The organism is Peribacillus sp. N1 (assembly GCF_054600815.1).
On sequence record NZ_BAAHZO010000005.1, the window covers coordinates 386,358 to 405,084 of the forward strand.

Genomic DNA, 18,727 nt, shown 5'->3' on the forward strand with positions numbered 1-18,727 from the left:
TAGCGTTTCTCAGTCCGAATGTTGTCATCGGTACTGCACAATAATATACTCTTTAAACATTTGTGCACAATACTGCATCCTTGTTAGGTCAATTACCATTCTGCCTTGTAGAAAAGCGGGTGAATTAAAAGTGCATTATGCAGTATTAAAATGAAATTGCACACACTCTTTAAAACAAACAAAAAAAGTGGTGAAAGTTTTGAGATTAAACGTCCACCACTTTTTTATAACTATTAAGAAATATGCCAACAGGACCTGTTTATAAATCACAAGTAATGTTTCAGATTACTATTTTACTTAGCTCTTTTTTGATAACTCACACTTGTTTTTCCTACTTGTATTTTACGTGCCTTGTCTTTAAAGAATTTCACTGTTCTTTTGTTGTATAAGTACTTACCAGATGTGCATTGAGCATCATTCAAAGAGTAATATATATTTGGAACAGCGCCAACAACAACACTTGCAGCTGCTAAAGCTGAACTGTAAGGAGCTTTCGTAATAGTAGATAGATATGCTGCAAATGCTGAAACACCTATTTTAGGTACAGCTGAACTTCCATAATACGTCCCCAGACTTTTATACTTGCACGCATTAGCTGAGGCCATTTCTATAATTGGAACTTCATTTTCTGCTGAGACAAAGTATTCACTATCGGATATATATTCATTATTAACATATTCAACATAATTATTAAGTTCTATCTGTTCTTCTTTAGACAAATTCATACCATCAATTTCCAACTGATTTGTTAATTTATTAATCTTTACTTCAGTAATCTGATTCCCTTCTGCATCTGTAACTGTTGAAATGATGAAGTTATCGTTCTCAACACTATTAAAGTGAAGCTCCTCGCTAGTTCCTTCAAACAATATTTCTTTCATGTTCTTGAGAAGCAAATGCTATAGTACTACTTGAAAATAATGAAAAAGTAATAGCAAAGGTAACAAATAGACTTAAAATCTTTTTTACCATAGGTAAAACCTCCTCTTTTTATTTGTAAATTCAAAACATTTTGACTATAATATGTAATATACAAACTAAAAAAATGAGGAATTGTATTTTCATGTTTAATTACCTAAGGTTTAGATATAAATCATATATTATTATTCTTTTAGGGGTTTTTATTGGTACAATACTTGCAGACATTTTATTTGAAAATCCAGATTATTATATAGGCATTACTTGTGTTCTAGTAGGTTAATTAATTGGAGAATGCATAATGATAAAAAAATGGTTCAAAAAACGATAAACAAAAAGAAGACTTTACAAAGGGTATCCTCTAACTATTCAAATGAATAAGGTTTTGAAGAATAATCATGGTACATTCTTTTTTTGTTTGAAAGCTGCAGCTTATAAAACGCGTTTAAGAACGCTTCAAATCCGGTAAAAAATAAAAAAGGTTTCGGAATGAGAACATTCCGAAACCTTTTTGTTTACAAACTGGGAAGGACATAATGTCCCCTCCCTTATTCAACTTGGATAAAGACACAATCTAAATCTGCTTGCTGAAGTCGCGCTGCGCTCCCCTATAGCTTCCGATGATATTTTGATAACCAGGAAGCTGGCTGGAAAGTAAAGCACCAAAACCTTCGACATCGTTGCGCCAATCACGTTGTAATTCGCACGCTACGCTAAACCAGTTCATAAGCTGCACACCGCCATGGGCCATACGCGCTAAAGCCGCATCAGCTACCTGTTTGCTTACTGTTCCAGAAGCATCAGTGACAGCGAATACTTCATAACCAGCTTTTAAAGCGGAAAGTGCCGGGAAAGCAACACAGACATCTGTAACCACTCCCGCGATAATAAGTTGTTTTTTTCCAGTTTCTTCGATTGCTTTAACAAAATCTTCATTATCCCATGCGTTAATTTGTCCAGGCCGAGCTATTTTTGGTGCGTGAGGAAAGAGTTCTTCCAATTCTTGCATGAGCGGTCCGTTTGGTCCGTTTTCAAAGCTTGTCGTTAAAATGACTGGTAAATCAAAAAACTTAGCTGTATTGGCCAGAGCCATAACATTGTTCTTGAATTCATCAACACCATAATCACGCACTAGCCCGGAAATAAGACCGGTTTGATGATCCACCAGAAGAACGGCAGCATCATCTTTGGAAAGACGGGAATAGAGATCAGACATTTTTAAAGTCCTCCTTTTATTAAAAGCTATCGAAGAAAGTTCATATGTAGGGAAATCCCCCCAACTCCTTCGTTGGTTCCAGTCAGTTTATAACTTAACTGACTGTTGCTATTAGTTTATCTATAAACTCATAGCCTGTCAATCATATATAGATTAAGAATCATTGATTGTTAATCTATAATTGGAGTGTGATCGATCCAATGTATGAATTGTTGTAAATAACGCTCAAGATAACGTTTTGTTTGATCGTCAGTAAGCACTTTCCGATCAGGATCAATCTTTTTATGTACTTGCGAAATCAGCATTTTTTGAAATGGAAGAACATGAACTTGCATGGCTTCTAATACTTGCCTGATTTGCATTTGAGCAAATGCAGTTCCCATTCCACCAGGAGTAGCTCCAATCAGGCCAACTGGTTTTTTGGTAAGAACAGCGAACTCCCGAGGTCTTGATGCCCAGTCCAATGCATTTTTTAATACGCCTGGTATTCCAGAATTGTACTCTGGACTCACGATAATGATACCGTCGACGCCCTGGATGGCGGATTTAAATGATGCCACTGTTTCTGGAACCCCACTTATTTCTAAGTCTTCGTTAAACAACGGAAGATCATTAATTTCGATCCAGCGAAATTGATACGAACCAACCATATCTGTCAATGATTGAGCAATGATTCGATTATAAGAATTTTCCCGTAAACTGCCACAAATAAGGCCGATGGTTCTGGTCATCTACTTCCCTCCCCGTTTGAAATCATATCCTATAGTACCATAAAATACCAAAACTTAAAAAGTGACGTTATTCCTAATTACATATTTACTGAATTTGGCTTAACTTAATATTGGGTAAATAGAACTTCTTATAATGGATCATGAATTCTAAATTGCTTTCCCCAAAGTTATATTGAACCCCCCTTCCATTTTCTGAATATTTCCAACATACTATAAACTATAAGGCGATTGGGAGGAGTGCAGAGATGGATGAAAAAAAAGTTACATGGTTAGAGCTCTTTTATGATTTGTTATTTGTGGCGGCCGTTGCGGGCGCAACTCATGTTTTACTGCATGTTGAAGATGGTTATATCCATCTAGAGTATTTATTAAAGTTCGTATTGATTTTTATTCCTATCTGGTGGGCTTGGGTAGGGCAAACCATATTTATTAACCGGTTTGGAAAGGATGTATTTCATCAACGGCTATTTTTGATATTGCAAATGTTTTTTGTCCTGATCATGACATCAAGCTTATCTGCTGATTTTGATCCTTATTATGTTTCTTTTTTAATTGGTTATATTGGATTGAGAGCCGTGACTGCTATCCAATATCTTGTTGTACAGCGGATTGAAAAGGGATTTAGAAAAAAGGCAGCACTTTTTTTGGGAAGGTATTTTTGGATTGGAATCGCCATTTCATTATTCTCCGTCCTTTTTGATTCTTGGCTTCGGTATGCTGTGTTGTATCTGGGTATTCTGATTGATATCATTGTCCCGATCCTTGGAAGAAAGTGCTTAGAAAAGGTTCCTACAAATACGGCCCACTTGTTAGAGCGCTTTGGTCTATTTACCATCATTCTCTTTGGGGAAGCTCTTGTCAGCACTCTTGCGGTAATTCAACCTAAACAAGGAAATTGGGATTCGATAGCCTTTTCCATCATTTCATTTGCCCTGATAATAGCTATGTGGTGGCAATATTTTGATAACATGGAGAAGAAAGTCGACAAGTCTGTACAATCTTCCGGCCAGATCATCATTTACGGACATCTGTTTATTTTAATGTCTATAAGCATGATTGCAGCAGCCATCAGATTATTGTTTTTACATGAGGTCCATTATTCATTCATCCTCTATTTTGTTTTTGGTTCCGTATTGCTCTATTTCATTTCAACCACTTTTGTTTTCCACCAATATAGACACAAACACCAGCGGTTGCAAATATATCATTTAGGGCTATTTTTAGGGATTTTAGCACTCTTTTTTATTTTTAATTTGTTTGTCGGTGTACCAAATATTGTGATTATAGCAGAATTAACACTGTTTTTTATTATCTTTGCTAAACTAACGACTACATAATAAAGAAATCAAAGAAACCAGTAACGTAAGATTATACTGGTTTCTTTGTATAGAAGTTGGAAATTTTTGCATTTGACACCTAATTAGTTTATTCATAAACTGATTGGGACAAAGAAAGTATGAGGTGACATTCATGCATCCCTTCACATCTAATAATGAGGAAAGACTAGGTTTAATGTTATGGTTCCGAATCACACGAATATATAATCAGAGTATCCGGGAATCCAATCAACATTTAAAGAAATGGAATCTATCGGCAGCCCAATTCGATATCTTGGTTCAAGTGGGTTCCCATGAACGATTGTCTCAGCAAGAACTGGCAAACAAGCTTTTTGTGACGAAAGGCAATATCACTCAACTATTAAGGAAAATGGAAGAAATGGGATTGATTAAACGGGAGCAGGAATGGAAAACAAAATACCTTTCATTGACTGATGAAGGAAAAGAGTTTTTTCATGAAGTCGTTCCAAAACAAGAGCATTTTCAGGCATCACAGTTTTCCAACTTGAATGAGACGGAAAAACAACAGCTTTTAGATTTACTTAGTAAAGTTCAAAAATAATAAAAACAGATCACCCGTTTGAATGGTGATCTGTTTTTTTATCTTTGTTACTTCGGTTTTTTCATGAACAATGAAGCACCACATTCACGATGGCGAAAATCAAACAAATTTTAAATACAAGTGATGAACCTGAGGCGGCAGCTGCCGGTAAATCATTTGCCACATCAGTCAAGTAGCCATTTTGCTTCGCAGAGAATAGGGAAACCATGACCGCTATCCCAATTGCCCTTGGTTATACAAACCGGTCTATTTTCAAAAAAATCTTTGAATGTAAGTCTCTTTTTTCCTCTCTAAATAACAATTTAGACAAACTTTTTATTAACTGCATTTTGATTATTCTATTCGATTATCAGTTGACTTTTTGTATACAAATGTATACATTAAACAAAAGAGAAAGTGTATACATTTGTATACACAGAAAGAGGTTATAACATGAGAGATGAAAAATTCAAAAAAGATGGACATCACGTTGGCAGGCATAAAGACCATGGTTCACACCATCGTGGCCCCAAAACGTTTCGCCGCGGAAGGGCAATTGCTTTTTTAGAGATGATGAATCTTAAACGTTCAACCATTATGGAACAGTTAGATAAACCAGAGTTTCAATCCATCAATCAAATCTTAGTCGGTGAATTGAAAGCAATTGATATGTTAATCAACGAGTTCATTCAATTATTTGAAATACAAGAAAATGAAGCAGCCGATAAGAAAAGTGAAGAAAAGGAAACTTCCAATGAGAAAGGAATGGAAACGAATGAAACAAATTAACAGTTATATCGACTCAGTGTTTTATTCCGGAGATGCCCTTTTGGAAGAAGTCATTTCGTCCATACAAGAAAACGGAATGCCGTCCATATCGGTATCCCCCTCATCCGGAAAACTTCTTACTATGCTTATATCCATTTCAGGAGCTAAAAATGTATTGGAAATAGGCGCTCTTGGGGGGTATAGCGGAATCTGCCTTGCCAGAGGATTCGGCAGCGAAGGAAAATTAACCTCCCTTGAATTAAAGGAGGAATACGCAAAGTTAGCTTATCGCAATCTATCCAAAGCTGGCTTTGGCGACCAAGTATCATATATGACCGGAGCAGCTCTGCAAAGCCTTGAACAACTTGAGCGTGATAACAGGAAATTTGATTTTTTCTTTATAGATGCTGACAAGGACAATTATGAAAATTACCTGCAATATTGCATTAAACTGGCAGAACCGGGTGCTTTAATCGTCATGGATAACGTACTTGCGAGGGGCAGTGTCGCAGATCCGGATGCTGAACCTAAACATTACACTGCATTTATGAAGGCATTCAATGAAAAGGTGGCCAATCACCCTCAATTGGAATCCATGCTAATTCCAATCGGTGATGGACTGACTATTTCAAAAGTAATTCTCGGGTAAGTGCAAACTCACGAGTAAAACTTCTTAATTCACGAGTAAACTGCCCAAACTCACGAGTATAGTGCGAATTCTTGAGTATTTCGTTCAAATTCACGTATATATCAATCAAATTCTCGATATATCGCTCAATCTCAAGTATATATCGACCAAACTTTCGATTTTATTGATCAATTTCACGATTTTATCGATCAAAATTCTCAAATATATCGCCCAAATATCCATTCCATGAAGAAAAAATAATATGAATTTCTATAATCTTGAATGAAAATGATTTTTATTATCAATAATAAATATGAAAGAAGGTAACCAGTTGATGGTTACCCCCGATTGTTTAAATTTCTGGATCAAATGTTTTGCAATCCGTTTCTTTGCTATTTGATGCTTGGTTCCCTTTATGGCTGACAACATAAATAGCATCTGCACTGCATTTGTTTCCAGAATCCCAATATTTACAATTATTCACTTCACATAGAACATCTTTTGCCATCTTATCACACCTCCTCATTTGCTATCATTAACAAAGTTGGGGTTATTGATACTTTCCTTTTTCAGGTTTTGGTGTCTTAATTTTAAGGAAACGGTATTGAGGGCATTTTCTACCGTTCGCAACGAACAAAAATCCGGGCAGTTTTCCGCCCGGATTTTTTTATGCTCATGCTGATCTTTTCAATAGTTCTGCTTGAGGTATTTTCCAAAGCTCCCGCCATTTTTTCAAGGCGGCAACCAGAATGATCAAGCCCAGGATTAACATGGTGATCGATAATACTCCGTTCAAGATGCTGAATCCTGCAGAGTCCGGGTTCAGGTATACGTTTTTCACCATCCAGTACCCTGCTACATTAACCGTTACATATAAGTACGCAAGGGGTACTAGGCATGTCCAGATATACCAGCGTTTGTCTGCGATTTTCAATACGACGGTCGCACCGATGATGAGTCCAATCGAAGCCATGAGCTGGTTGGATACGCCAAAGAGTGCCCAGATCGAACCGATGTCCCCAGAGTAAAGCAGGTATCCCCAGATAAAGCAGGCTAACGCGCTGGCGAAGATGTTCCCCGGCAGCCAGTCGACTCGTTTTAATGGTTTATAGAACTCCCCGAAGAAGTCCTGGATCAAGTAACGGGCAACACGTGTCCCTGAATCGATTGCGGTTAATATGAACACCGCCTCGAACATGATGACGAATTGGAAGAAAAACGAAGCCAGTTTGTCAAAGAAGGGTATTTCGGTAAAAATATAGGTCATGCCGACAGCAAGTGTAACTGCCCCGCCTGTCCGTCCCTCCAGATTAATGCCGATTTCTTCACTGAGCTCGTCAAGGTGTACGGTTTCCATGCCTAATGTTTGAAATACTTCAGGTGTGGAGTTAATCGCAAAATAATCTCCTGGCTGCAGCGAAACCGCAGCAATCAATGCCATGATGGCGACCACACATTCGACAAGCATCGCTCCGAAACCAACGGATTTGATATCACTCCAACGGTTTAACATTTTTGGAGTTGTGCCTGATCCGACAAATGCATGGAATCCTGAAATCGCCCCACAGGCGATTGTTATTGAAATGAAAGGCCAAACTGGACCGGCTACGATCGGGCCCCCGCCATTAATGAATTCGGTAAACGCAGGAAACTGGATTTCTGGATTCACGACGAAAACACCGATAATCAATGCGGCAAATACACCGATTTTCATAAATGTACTCAAGTAATCACGTGGTGCCAGCAGCAGCCAAACAGGCAATGCGGCAGCGAAGAAAGCATAGATCGGCAAAATGATGGCAAGTGTACTCGCTTCAAGTGTCAATAATTCACCAAGTGCCGTTCCTTGAATGTTCGGACCAAGTAAAATTCCGGCCATGATGAGCGCGAACCCGACGATGGTCGCCCCTTTCAGGTTGCCGGTTTTTTTATGGTAAAGCCCTACACCCATGGCGATCGGAATGGTGATCCCGACAGCAAACGTCCCCCATGGATTATTTTCCAAAGCATGCAGAACGACCATTGAAAGTCCTGCCATCGTGATCGTAATGATAAAAAGCATCGCGAGTCCTGTACAGAAGCCTGCTACAGGTCCAAGTTCCTCTTTCGCAACTTCCGAAAGGGATTTGCCGTCTTTACGCATCGACGCGAAGAGCACGACGGCATCATGAACGGCCCCCCCGATTACAGCCCCGATCAAAAGCCATAATAAACTTGGCAAATAGCCGAATTGTGCTGCAAGGATCGGACCCACCAAAGGACCAGCCGCAGCAATGGCTGCAAAATGGTGGCCGAATGCCACCCATTTATTTGTTGGAACATAATCTTTTCCATCTTCTAATTTATGGGCCGGAGTCGGCTTGGAATCATCAAGTTTTAATACTTTGAGTGCTATGAATGTCCCGTATAAACGGTAGGCAATCATTAATATACAAATGGAGCCTATGACAATTGTAACCGCATTCATATTTGAACCCCCTCTATTACTTACATCGTAAAAAAATGATATCACAATGAAAGCGAATTCAATGGGTTTTCAAGTTATAATGCAGATATCGAGGGATAGATTGCATTATCAAGAAGATAAAATGCAGAATTATGAAAATTTTTAAAAACCGATGAGCTGCTTTAGCTCCTTCACATACGTCCGGCTTACCGGGATGTTTGATCCATCACTCATAATGAGATTATAAGTCGAGTTGAACCAAGGCTGTATTTCAGAAATATGGATGACATTCACGATAAAACCACGATGCACCCGTAAAAATGAGCGCTTATCGAGCTTCTTTTCAAGCACGATGAGAGGGTCACCGATTTTATATTCATTTTCCTCTGTTTTAATGATCGTCTTTCCTTCCATGAGTCCTATGAACAAAATATGATCTCGGTCGATCAAAACGATCCGATCATCTATCACTACAGCCAATTTACCTGTCTGTTCCACCGCGGTTCGGCTGGCGGAAGCTGCTGTCCTGGATTCGTCTTTCCCAATTTGACGCTGCTTCATGAGCTTATCCAATGTTTGCCGAATCCTTTTTTCATTAAATGGCTTTAATAGATAATCAAATGCATATAACTCGAAGGCTTGGAGGGCAAACTCATCATAAGCGGTCGCAAAAATAAGCGATGGTGCGGGGTCAAGTTCCGCCAATTGCTTAGCCAAATGCAAGCCATTTCCATCTGCAAGCTCAATGTCCAAAAAGACAAGTTCAGGTTTAAGTCGGGAGATATCCCTTATGGCATCTTCTATCCCCTCAGCCTCACCCACGACTTCAACTTGCCTGCTTCTCTTCAATAGATATTTCAATTCATCTCTTGCCAGTGGTTCATCCTCTACGATAAATGCTTTCATCATCGTTGCCATATGCTCCTTTCGAGTGGTATTGATATTTTCACTTTTGTTCCGTGTCCCGTCTTACTTTCTATCGAGAGGCTGGCCTGTCCTTTATAGATCCCTTCCAGCCGTTCACTGATATTATGAAGGGCCGTTCCTGTACCCTTAGCCGATTCTACAGCATGCTTACCCAATTCATCTATTCTCCCGCTTGAAATCCCTTTTCCGTTATCTTCCACAACAATGCGCATCGCATCGTCTTTAAAGTATGCGTGAAGGATGATTTGACCTTTGCTTTTCACATGTGGAAATGCGTGGTGTACCGCATTCTCAACAAGTGGCTGCAACGTGAATGGAGGGATAAGAACTTCATTCAGCCTTGGCTCAATGCGATAGTCGATATGAAATTTATTTGGAAAACGCGCCTGCTCCAGTGATAAATAAGCATTAACATGCTCTAATTCCTTTTCTAGCGGCACCAGGATTTGTCGGGCTCCTTGTAAATTAGAGCGAAAGAAAGCACTGAGCTCCTGCAATAAACTTCTTGCCTTCTCGACATCCGTCCTGCATAGAACAGATATCGTATTGATTGCATTGAATAAAAAATGCGGATGGACCTGTGCTTGCAATGCCTTAATTTCAGCATCTTTCAATAATTTCGTTTGCATTTCCGCTTTAGCGAGTTCCAATTGAGTGGAAAATAGTTTGGCCAATCCTTCAGCTAACTCTTGTTCCACTTGGCCTAATTTATCCGGATGCTTGAAATACATCTTCAAAGTCCCGACCGTTTTCTGTTGGACCTGCAACGGCAGGACTACGGCCGCTTGCAATGGGCATTGATCATGAAAACAATAAATGTCCTTTTTTGTTTTGGCCACGATTATTTTCCCTTGTTCAAGGGCTTTTTTCGTTAAGCCTGTCGCAATTCCCACCTTAGGGACATGGTGATCTGACGCAGCGCCAACATGGGCAAGTACGCTATGACCATTGGTAATGGCCACGGCATCGGCTTCAGTCAGCCCCAAGATGATTTGGGCTATTCTTTTGCATGAAGTTTGATTAAGACCTTGCCGGAAAAAGGGTAAAGTCTGATCTGCAATCAAAAACGCAAGATTCGTTTGTACGGCCCGTGTCCGTGCTTCGTCCCTTGTAATCGATTGAATGATGAGCATGAATAGTAAAGTCCCGAACCCGTTGATGATGATCATCGGAAGTCCGATTACCTGTACGAGCTCCCACGCCCTTTCAAATGGTTTGGTAGTCAACAGGATAATGCCCATTTGAATCGCTTCCAAAGCCATGCAAATGGGCAGCGCAAACCAAGGAGTGATCATCCCATGCTCTCGTCGCCTTTTTCCCAAAAAACCCGATAAGACCCCAGCTAATATCGCGGCGATCGCACATGCCCCCGCTGTAAAACCCCCGAGAAAATAACGGTGAAGCCCTGCAATCAAACCTACTCCCAACCCAACAAATGGTCCCCCCAGTAAACCGCCGATTGCCACGCCCATAATCCTTGTATTGGCAATCGCGTTATCGGGAGCAATCTCAGCATGCCAATCACCCTCCGGCATGGCATGGTTCCCGATTTCGATTCCTGTATAGTTACTTATGATGCCGAATGTTCCAAAAAGCGCGATAAACATGATTTTCTTCGACATTTCATGTTCATGGCCTATCATTTGCCGAAAGGGTTTCATATAAGAAAGCAGGAATGCAGCAATTACGATGATCCCCACTTTTTCAAACAGCGACGGTAATAAATCAACCAAAGCATCCACCCCATTTCTGGCTTTTTCATTCATCTTACACCAGCCATGAAATCCTTGTCGAATTTTGTTTTAGGTTTAGGAGATGGGTGTATAAGCATTTTTTTTAGAATTTCATCAATACTCTGTGTAAATAAGTTAGCAATTGAATAAAATCCAAACCCGACGTGCCGTATCATTTCTGAAATAGCAATCATCATTTTTGGAACCCATCACAAGGTAAAATAGTTTATTGTGAAACGAGGAGAGTAAACAGGTATTTCATTTTAGGAACAAGTATGAGGTATGAATATGGAATTGAAAAATCAAATCATTTATATCAGTAAAAAAGTATTGAATAGTATAAAGAATTTCAAGTTTAATTTTGAAACTACTATATTTATCTTTGATAAAGAGCTAAATGTTTTATACTCTAAGAGTAATTTTGAACATAAAGATATATGTAATTTGGTTATAAAAGAATCTGTTGAAAATAATGCATTTGTTTTAAGTTCATTGCAAAATACTACTGTAAAAACTAAAAGTCAAATCTCCGGGAAGTATTTTAGTGTTTTATCTTCCCCGATCCATGAAATTAAAAATAAAGAATTGCAAGGGTATGTTGGTATAATCACAAAGGATGATAATGGAAATTTCGAAATGATTTCTGAAATGCTCGCTAATCAAATCTCCTACGAGTTACATGTGTATCGTGAGAAATTATTAATAGAAGAGATAATAAAAACAGATACATCATCCTTAATCACCAGGGAACAACAACATGAAGTTGAATTGCGAATATTAAAAAATATAACTCAAGGTCTCAAAGATAAAGAAATAGCTGATAATCTGAATATAAGTGTTTCTACAGTTCGTAACTATGTAAATAAAATGTTTGAAGAACTAGATGTTACATCCAGATCACAATTAATCAGCTTGCACTATGAAAATAAATTGTATGAAATTCTTAATGAAATAAAGATAAATAACCGCTATTTTTAGTATTTATAGGAGGAGTTATGATTAGTAGAGTCAGAACTTTTTATACACTAGGGGTTATATCATTAATTGGTGCTGCACTATTCCCAGTAGGATATGTAAAATCTTTCAATATATTTATCTCGTTGTTTATTTTAGGTATATTACTTATCTTAATCGCTCAAATTCAAAAAAAGAAAAATAAATGATGAAGGCCCTTTAAGTCTAAACTCTTGAGAGACCTTCATTATCTACCTATAAGTTGATACTATTTACTACTTGATGTAATCCTACAAAACACTAATATTATAGAGCTAGCCCATATAAGAGCTTATATGGGCATTCACAGTAGCATCATGAGCATCATAAATCTACACACATATATAACAATCAAAAATCAGCAGTAAAAACACCAATAAATTTAATCCCATTTCTTTTCTGCGAAATGGGATTTTTTATGCTTACCCGAAATATGTTATCTATTGTTAAGGGGGGGATAAAGCTTATATTATGGTAAAATTTAAAGGAATGATTATTGCGCTTGATAAAAAAGGAACTAAAGGGAATGTTTAAACTTCATCGAACTTGGATCATTTGTTTATGCTTTCAGTTCAGGAAAATTTCATAATAAAGTAAATAAGTCGGAGGCGATTAATGTGTTGGTAGTTACCACAGAAAAAATTGAAGGGTACAAAATTGTAGAGGTAAAAGGGCCTGCCTTCGGTCTAATTGTAAGAAGTAGAGGGATTGGCGGCGATATCATGGCAGGGTTAAAATCCCTGGTAGGCGGAGAAATCAAGCAATATACAGCGATGCTTGAAGATTCAAGAAAAGAAGCTATGGACCGTATGATAAAAAATGCCAATGAAATGGGTGCAAACGCAATTATAATGATGAGATATGATTCTGGGGAAATCGGCACGAATATGAGCGAAATTGTTGCATATGGAACCGCCGTCATTGTGGAGAAAATATAATGAAGTTCATCATAGGGTACTATATATTACAAATTATTATAGTTATCTTATGCATTTTACTTGGATACTTTATCTATGATAAACGGTTTAAACGCAATCACGGTGTAAAAGTTCCTGATGGATTTCAATCGACAGATGAAATAAATATTGACCCCGTGACAGGAGAAAAAACAAGGGTGTATTATAATCCTGATACGGGTGAACGCTTTTATAAAAAAGAAAAATAATTAAAAAGCCACGTTTTTACAATTAAAACCCCTTGTAACCATACAAGGGGTTTTGATAACAACATTATTTTTGCATTACAGGCTTATAGTGTCCTGGTATGTTTTGGGCTGAAATGGCCAATCGGTTCCAGCCATTGATCGTGATGATTATGGTAACGAGATCGATATATTGTTTTTCATCAAAATGAAGGCGGACCCTCTCATACAGTTCATCAGGTACACCGTTTGCAGAAATGGCCGTGACCGCTTCCGTCAATTCCAGCGCTGCCCTTTCCGAATCAGAATAGAATGGTGTTTCACGCCAAGCACTCAAACAGTAAATTCTTTGTTCCGTTTCACCCATTGCCCGGGCATCCTTTGTATGCATATCCAAGCAGTACGCACAGCCATTGATTTGAGACGCGCGAATTTTAATCAATTCGATTAATGTGCTATCGATTTCCGTTGTTTTCTTGTACTCCTCCAAACCCATCATTAATTTGACCACTTCACGATTTGTCTTCATGTAGTTAATCCGTTGTTCCATGTCTATCTCCTCCATAATCTTTTTAGGTTCCACTTATAAGACAAAATAGAGGTTTGATTTGTGACATCCAAAAAAAAGACCCCTCAATCTATCACAGGAATATGATTTAATTTATCGGGATTGGTGACAATGAAGATTTTGCGGATATTTTTTTGTTTTGGATCTAATTCAAAGCAGATGACTTTGATAGGCTTTCCTTCTTTCATTTGCAAAATTCCCTCCTGGCCATTGACCATCACCGGAAGAAGTTCTCCTATGAAGCCTCCTTTAGCAGAAACGCCTTTAAGAAAGGAGGATACGCGCTGTTTGGTTACAATTGGATTTAATGCAGAAAGCACTTTTCCTCCGCCGTCAGTAACAAGGACAACATCTTCTGTAAGAAGATCCAAAAACTCCTCAAAGTTTCCTGTCGCAGATGCTTTTATGAATTTTTTTGCCAAAAGATCGACATGTTTCGTATCCTCCGGATGGACAGGCCTATCATTCTGTAATTTCCGCTTAGCCCGGCTGTAGATCTTTCTGCAGTTCACTTCATTCTTTTCCAGCATCTCGGCGATATCTTCATAGCTGTAAGTGAATGCTTCCCTAAGCACGAAAACCGCTCTTTCAACAGGTGAAAGCTGTTCCAGCAAAACGAGGAAGGCATATGCAACCGTTTCATCCGTTACGACCTTATCTAGAGGCTGATCTGTTTCGTTTACCCGAGGTTCTGGCAGCCAAGGACCTGTGTAAACCTCTCTTCTTTTACGGGCTGATTTCAAGTAATTCAGACAGCGATTTGTCGTCATTTTCGCAAGGTATGCTTTCATGTCCTTAATTTCGTCGGTATCAAGCTTAAGCTGCAGGAATAAATCATGAACGATATCTTCTGCATCTGTAACCGATCCGAGCATCCGGTATGCGATGGAAAAAAGAAAAGGTCGATATGTCTTATATAATGTATCCAACTCCACTTGCTTCACCTATTTTCTATCAAATTCGTTTTCGAAATCCTATCACTAATTATTCTCTAACCCAATCATTTATCCTTCTTAATCTGAATAAAGCAGACAATCCTATCATACAAAAAAGAGCAGCAAAGAGCTGCTCTCAGACTGTAGACAAACTAGCTCCCTACCGTTCAACAGGATTCCTTTTTATGCCCACTTTTTAGACAAATATATGACCATCATCTGTCAAATGGTGTACCCATTTTCGGATACTCATTTATCAAGGTGCTTCATACCATACGATATCATCAAACATTTTTACAACCCGCGGTATGAAGCCTTCTTCATAATCTTCCGGGTATTGAACGATCGCATAGTAAACGCGGTTGCCATGTTGAAAAACCGACACTGTACCCAATATGGAATAATTACTGCCATTCTGACTAATGTCAAATTCCACCTCAGACCAATCAAATCGGTTAGGCGAATTATCAGATCGCTGTTTTATCTCAAAGCCGTTGCTTATCACAACTTCCCTCGCAAACTCCGCCTGTTCTTCTATTGTCGCATTCGTACCCTCACTTTTGGAAAAAATCTGAACTTTGGCATCCTCATTTCTCTTGCCTGCAAAATTTGCAAAAACAATCATTGCATCTCCTTCACCAGAACTAGCCTCTTCAACGACCATGTCATCCACGATGTACGTTGAGAATCCCAATGCCTGACTATGATGAAGCGTGAATTGGAATGGTTCTTCCATACCTTCTAATATGATCGTATCCGTTTTCGTATTTGGCAGATCTTTTGTCGGATCATCAACCGATTCACCTGGAGGATCTTCTAGCCCGTCGGTTTGCTTAGGATTATCATTTGGCTTTTCTGAAATTGGCGAAGATTCCTCATTTCCCTCCTGGACTTCTTTACAAGCACTAAGTCCTGTTACCAAAAAAACGGCTGCCAAAATCAACAATATCTTTTTCATTGGAACCCTCTTTTCTTGTGTTTTAACAAATTATTATACGGCCCCATATGGAAAAAAGTTACACTATGCTTCATTGAAATATCAGACTTTATCGACTAAAAAAGATCGATACTCCACTCGTTCCGAAAAGAAAATATGAGATTGATTCACTTTGATGCGTCTATATCTTTATTTAACTAAACTATTCGATAGATAGTTTGAATAGGGAGTGCTTGAATGTATGATAATGTAAAGAATCGCACGTTCAAAAGGCCGCCAATTGGCGGCCTTCATAACTTCTACTAATTTGAAAAATAAATGTTTATGTATCGTTTATCGTTAAGATCCAATGCTATGTTCTACTGCAGTATCCCAATTAGGAAAATAATACAATGCATTCTTCATTAACTCCGGATCTGACTTCTTTACCTCTTTCTTTCGAGGTAGCTTCCCTTCTTTTTCTACTAAGTCAGAAATTTGATTCACGACTTCTTCAACACTCATATTTACTTCCATCTCTTTTCCCTCCTTCTTGTTATTATTTATATTTTTTCCCAATTGATGAAAAGTAATACAATTTTTCTATAGCTAAACTACCAGTTTAGTTTAAGAAGGTTATTTGAATGTATGAAAATTGAAATGATCGTACAGACAAAAAGCCAACGAAATCGTTGGCTTTTGTCTAATAATTCCCAAAATACTTTCTAGAAGTAACATGATTAATAAACGACAAGCATAAGGAACCGAAGCAATAATAAATACCATACTATGCTATATCGCTGCCCCTGTATCCCCATGTTTTACTTTTTATGAATAGTTTCGCAGCCTAAAATAATCGGTTTCAGCAATCCTCTATCATTCTATGTAAAGCGATTTGCTGCTCCCCCTTCATATCAGCTCAGGAGCTGCTTCTGGATTTTGCTTGAATCGGTCTTCATGATGAGCTTCAATCGTGTGCAGAAAGCTTTTCATGGAGTTTGTCATATAAGCATCTTTACGGTGAATGAAAACTGTCGAGATATTGCGGTATTCTTCAGGAATTGGATGCACGTGGACTTTTTCAATGGCTGTTAGGTGATTTACCGCCGATTGTGGTACGAGGGTAATGCCAAGGCCGAGTGTTACGCTGGTTAAGATCGTTTCCAATACATTGAACTCCATGATCCTTTTGGGCATCACTTCTTCTTCCCTCAGCCATTGTTCCAGTTTGGAGCGATAGCCACACCCCTGACTGAATACTAAAAATGGTTCTGTTATGATTTCTTCAAGGTTAAATGTTTCATTTCTTGTAACTAATACAAGTTTTTCTGTACATACATCGTATGGCTGAATGAGCGGATGTTTGATCGGTCCTGTAACAAAAGCGCCATCCAGCCTGTGTTCAATGACATCTTTAATTAATTCTTCCGTTAACCCCGCCTTTATGGATAAATCGACATTTGGATACTGTTTATGATAGGAGGCTAGAATCTTGGGAAGATCGCTGACCGTTTCAACTGTACCGATATTCAATATCCCTGTAGGTGTTTCACTATCCAGAAATACTTGCTTGAGTTCTTCCACATCAAGCAAAATTTTGTTTACATACTCCAGCATTTTTCTGGCCTCCGCAGTTAGAGACATGCCACGTTTATGCCTGTTGAATAAAGGCGTCCGTAACTCCTGCTCTAAATGCTTAATCCTCGCCGTTACATTGGATTGGACGTAATTCAACTCAACGGCCGCCTTACTTACGCTGCCATATTTAGCGACGCACTGGAATATTTGCAAATCCCGCATTTCCATAAAAGTGCCCCCCCTTTTCAACTATCATTAATAATGATGATTATATTCATTTTAAGTCATTTTACATGATAATGACTTTATCATAAGGTGTGTATAGGAATTAAATCAATCATTATTTTTGAGGGGAAGCTTTTATGAAAAAAAATCAAGTTTTAATCGGTGCACTTTTATGTCTGACTGCCAGCATTTCTTGGGGAGCGATGTTTCCAGTTGCAGAAAGGGCCTTAATGTATATTGATCCTTTTTATTTCGCTTTTTTACGATATTTAGCTGTTAGCGTCATTTTAGGGATATTGCTTTTAATGAAAGAGGGTAAAAAGTCTTTTAGCCTGGAAGGGCAAGGAAAGAAATTATTGTTTTTTGGGACGATGGCGTTCACTGTATACAACTTTCTCATTTTCGCAGGTCAAGATTTACTGGGGCATAACGGGGTGATTGTTGCTTCCATCATGGAATCATTAATGCCCATGATTTCAATTTTAATTCTGTGGGTTTTCAAAAATGCCAGCCCCATGAAGTATACCATCGCCAGCATGTTCCTTGCCTTGATAGGGGCCATTCTTGTCATTACCAATGGCAGCTTATCATTCGTATTTTTATTGAAAGATAGTATCATCCCTATCCTTTTCATTCTTATCGGGGTTATAGGGTGGGTTATTTATACGATGGGCGGCAACCAATTCAACGGATGGTCAACACTTCGCTATTCGACTTTAACGTGCATTTTAGGAACAGCCGTATCAGCCATCATAACATTCCTCGCAACGGCAATGGGCCTGTCCGTCCCTACGGCAGAGGTTATGCAATCCATTTATGGCGAGATGATTTTCATGATTATTTTCCCTGGTGCCATAGCCCTTTTAAGCTGGAATTTAGGCATTAAACTTTTAACGCCGATCAATGGAATCCTATTTATCAATTTAGTTCCAATCACCACGTTGGCCATCGTTTTCATCCAAGGAGGATCACTATCATCCTACGAATTACTCGGAACTTTTTTAGTGATATATGCTTTGATTCAAAACAATTATTTTCAAAGAAAGAACTTGCCTTCCCGGGTTAAGGAAATGAATCCAAGTGAAAAGAATCATTTAATTAAAGGTACACAACATCAATAGGAGGG

The 18,727-nt window shown here is 38.5% G+C and carries 22 protein-coding genes; 9 read left to right on the forward strand and 13 right to left on the reverse strand.

The annotated features are described in order from the left end of the window. Positions 1 to 293: 293 nt before the first annotated feature. From ACYP5M_RS20375 to ACYP5M_RS20385, 3 genes are all read right to left on the reverse strand, one after another. Positions 294 to 881, reverse strand: coding sequence for a hypothetical protein (locus ACYP5M_RS20375; protein WP_459735456.1), 588 nt, complete (start codon positions 879 to 881; stop codon positions 294 to 296). A 611-nt stretch (positions 882 to 1,492) separates the two neighbouring features. After that, on the reverse strand, positions 1,493 to 2,134 hold the full coding sequence (gene ycaC / locus ACYP5M_RS20380) for an isochorismate family cysteine hydrolase YcaC (RefSeq protein ID WP_101224362.1): 642 nt from the start codon (positions 2,132 to 2,134) through the stop codon (positions 1,493 to 1,495). A gap of 170 nt (positions 2,135 to 2,304) precedes the next feature. Next, positions 2,305 to 2,865: an NADPH-dependent FMN reductase gene (locus tag ACYP5M_RS20385; RefSeq protein WP_459735457.1), complete on the reverse strand. Its 561-nt coding sequence runs from the start codon at positions 2,863 to 2,865 to the stop codon at positions 2,305 to 2,307. A gap of 245 nt (positions 2,866 to 3,110) precedes the next feature. Between ACYP5M_RS20385 and ACYP5M_RS20390 the strand changes: the two genes are divergently transcribed. Then, positions 3,111 to 4,202, forward strand: a complete 1,092-nt coding sequence (locus ACYP5M_RS20390; RefSeq protein WP_260356778.1) for a low temperature requirement protein A — start codon at positions 3,111 to 3,113, stop codon at positions 4,200 to 4,202. A gap of 133 nt (positions 4,203 to 4,335) precedes the next feature. Beyond that, positions 4,336 to 4,764, forward strand: a complete 429-nt coding sequence (locus ACYP5M_RS20395) for a MarR family winged helix-turn-helix transcriptional regulator (protein WP_101224365.1) — start codon at positions 4,336 to 4,338, stop codon at positions 4,762 to 4,764. 61 nt (positions 4,765 to 4,825) lie between these two features. Here the strand turns inward: ACYP5M_RS20395 and ACYP5M_RS20400 are convergent, their stop codons facing one another. After that, complete coding sequence (locus ACYP5M_RS20400) at positions 4,826 to 4,972, reverse strand: hypothetical protein (protein WP_434168682.1); 147 nt, start codon at positions 4,970 to 4,972, stop codon at positions 4,826 to 4,828. A gap of 224 nt (positions 4,973 to 5,196) precedes the next feature. On the opposite strand from ACYP5M_RS20400, the gene ACYP5M_RS20405 reads away from it, so the two are divergent. Beyond that, positions 5,197 to 5,532 carry a hypothetical protein gene (locus ACYP5M_RS20405; RefSeq protein ID WP_459735458.1) on the forward strand — a complete coding sequence of 112 codons (336 nt, stop codon included), beginning with the start codon at positions 5,197 to 5,199 and terminating at the stop codon, positions 5,530 to 5,532. Next, complete coding sequence (locus ACYP5M_RS20410; protein WP_434168681.1) at positions 5,519 to 6,160, forward strand: O-methyltransferase; 642 nt, start codon at positions 5,519 to 5,521, stop codon at positions 6,158 to 6,160. The genes ACYP5M_RS20405 and ACYP5M_RS20410 overlap by 14 nt, the downstream gene beginning before the upstream one ends. Positions 6,161 to 6,491: 331 nt before the next feature. Here the strand turns inward: ACYP5M_RS20410 and ACYP5M_RS20415 are convergent, their stop codons facing one another. The 4 genes from ACYP5M_RS20415 to ACYP5M_RS20430 all read right to left on the reverse strand — a co-directional run bounded on the left by ACYP5M_RS20415 (position 6,492) and on the right by ACYP5M_RS20430 (position 11,278). Then, a complete protein-coding gene (locus tag ACYP5M_RS20415; protein WP_065310844.1) occupies positions 6,492 to 6,647 on the reverse strand; it encodes a DUF1540 domain-containing protein in 156 nt (51 codons plus the stop codon). A 165-nt stretch (positions 6,648 to 6,812) separates the two neighbouring features. Continuing rightward, a complete protein-coding gene (cstA, locus tag ACYP5M_RS20420) occupies positions 6,813 to 8,606 on the reverse strand; it encodes a carbon starvation protein CstA (protein ID WP_402940799.1) in 1,794 nt (597 codons plus the stop codon). A 141-nt stretch (positions 8,607 to 8,747) separates the two neighbouring features. Beyond that, a complete protein-coding gene (locus tag ACYP5M_RS20425) occupies positions 8,748 to 9,494 on the reverse strand; it encodes a LytR/AlgR family response regulator transcription factor (protein ID WP_230177162.1) in 747 nt (248 codons plus the stop codon). Continuing rightward, positions 9,491 to 11,278: a LytS/YhcK type 5TM receptor domain-containing protein gene (locus ACYP5M_RS20430; protein WP_459735459.1), complete on the reverse strand. Its 1,788-nt coding sequence runs from the start codon at positions 11,276 to 11,278 to the stop codon at positions 9,491 to 9,493. The genes ACYP5M_RS20425 and ACYP5M_RS20430 overlap by 4 nt, the downstream gene beginning before the upstream one ends. Positions 11,279 to 11,533: 255 nt before the next feature. On the opposite strand from ACYP5M_RS20430, the gene ACYP5M_RS20435 reads away from it, so the two are divergent. From ACYP5M_RS20435 to ACYP5M_RS20450, 4 genes are all read left to right on the forward strand, one after another. After that, positions 11,534 to 12,223, forward strand: coding sequence for a response regulator transcription factor (locus ACYP5M_RS20435; RefSeq protein ID WP_452444767.1), 690 nt, complete (start codon positions 11,534 to 11,536; stop codon positions 12,221 to 12,223). A gap of 17 nt (positions 12,224 to 12,240) precedes the next feature. After that, positions 12,241 to 12,408 (forward strand): hypothetical protein, encoded by a 168-nt coding sequence (locus tag ACYP5M_RS20440; protein WP_157831104.1) that lies wholly within the window; start codon positions 12,241 to 12,243, stop codon positions 12,406 to 12,408. Positions 12,409 to 12,855: 447 nt separating this feature from the next. Next, on the forward strand, positions 12,856 to 13,176 hold the full coding sequence (locus ACYP5M_RS20445) for a YbjQ family protein (protein ID WP_034304199.1): 321 nt from the start codon (positions 12,856 to 12,858) through the stop codon (positions 13,174 to 13,176). Beyond that, positions 13,176 to 13,403: a hypothetical protein gene (locus ACYP5M_RS20450; protein WP_034304201.1), complete on the forward strand. Its 228-nt coding sequence runs from the start codon at positions 13,176 to 13,178 to the stop codon at positions 13,401 to 13,403. Before ACYP5M_RS20445 ends, ACYP5M_RS20450 begins: the two co-directional genes overlap by 1 nt. A gap of 64 nt (positions 13,404 to 13,467) precedes the next feature. Here ACYP5M_RS20450 and ACYP5M_RS20455 read toward each other — a convergent pair whose 3' ends face one another. The 5 genes from ACYP5M_RS20455 to ACYP5M_RS20475 all read right to left on the reverse strand — a co-directional run bounded on the left by ACYP5M_RS20455 (position 13,468) and on the right by ACYP5M_RS20475 (position 17,604). After that, complete coding sequence (locus ACYP5M_RS20455; protein ID WP_434168677.1) at positions 13,468 to 13,929, reverse strand: carboxymuconolactone decarboxylase family protein; 462 nt, start codon at positions 13,927 to 13,929, stop codon at positions 13,468 to 13,470. 83 nt (positions 13,930 to 14,012) lie between these two features. Further along, positions 14,013 to 14,882 carry an RNA polymerase sigma-70 factor gene (locus ACYP5M_RS20460; RefSeq protein WP_434168676.1) on the reverse strand — a complete coding sequence of 290 codons (870 nt, stop codon included), beginning with the start codon at positions 14,880 to 14,882 and terminating at the stop codon, positions 14,013 to 14,015. Positions 14,883 to 15,138: 256 nt separating this feature from the next. Then, positions 15,139 to 15,840 carry a hypothetical protein gene (locus ACYP5M_RS20465; protein ID WP_434168675.1) on the reverse strand — a complete coding sequence of 234 codons (702 nt, stop codon included), beginning with the start codon at positions 15,838 to 15,840 and terminating at the stop codon, positions 15,139 to 15,141. A 318-nt stretch (positions 15,841 to 16,158) separates the two neighbouring features. Further along, positions 16,159 to 16,335 (reverse strand): hypothetical protein, encoded by a 177-nt coding sequence (locus ACYP5M_RS20470; RefSeq protein ID WP_164468801.1) that lies wholly within the window; start codon positions 16,333 to 16,335, stop codon positions 16,159 to 16,161. A gap of 372 nt (positions 16,336 to 16,707) precedes the next feature. Beyond that, a complete protein-coding gene (locus ACYP5M_RS20475) occupies positions 16,708 to 17,604 on the reverse strand; it encodes a LysR family transcriptional regulator (RefSeq protein WP_434168674.1) in 897 nt (298 codons plus the stop codon). A 134-nt stretch (positions 17,605 to 17,738) separates the two neighbouring features. Here ACYP5M_RS20475 and ACYP5M_RS20480 point away from each other — a divergent pair, with 134 nt between their 5' ends. Further along, positions 17,739 to 18,722 (forward strand): DMT family transporter, encoded by a 984-nt coding sequence (locus ACYP5M_RS20480; protein ID WP_434168673.1) that lies wholly within the window; start codon positions 17,739 to 17,741, stop codon positions 18,720 to 18,722. The last annotated feature ends 5 nt before the right edge of the window (positions 18,723 to 18,727 follow it).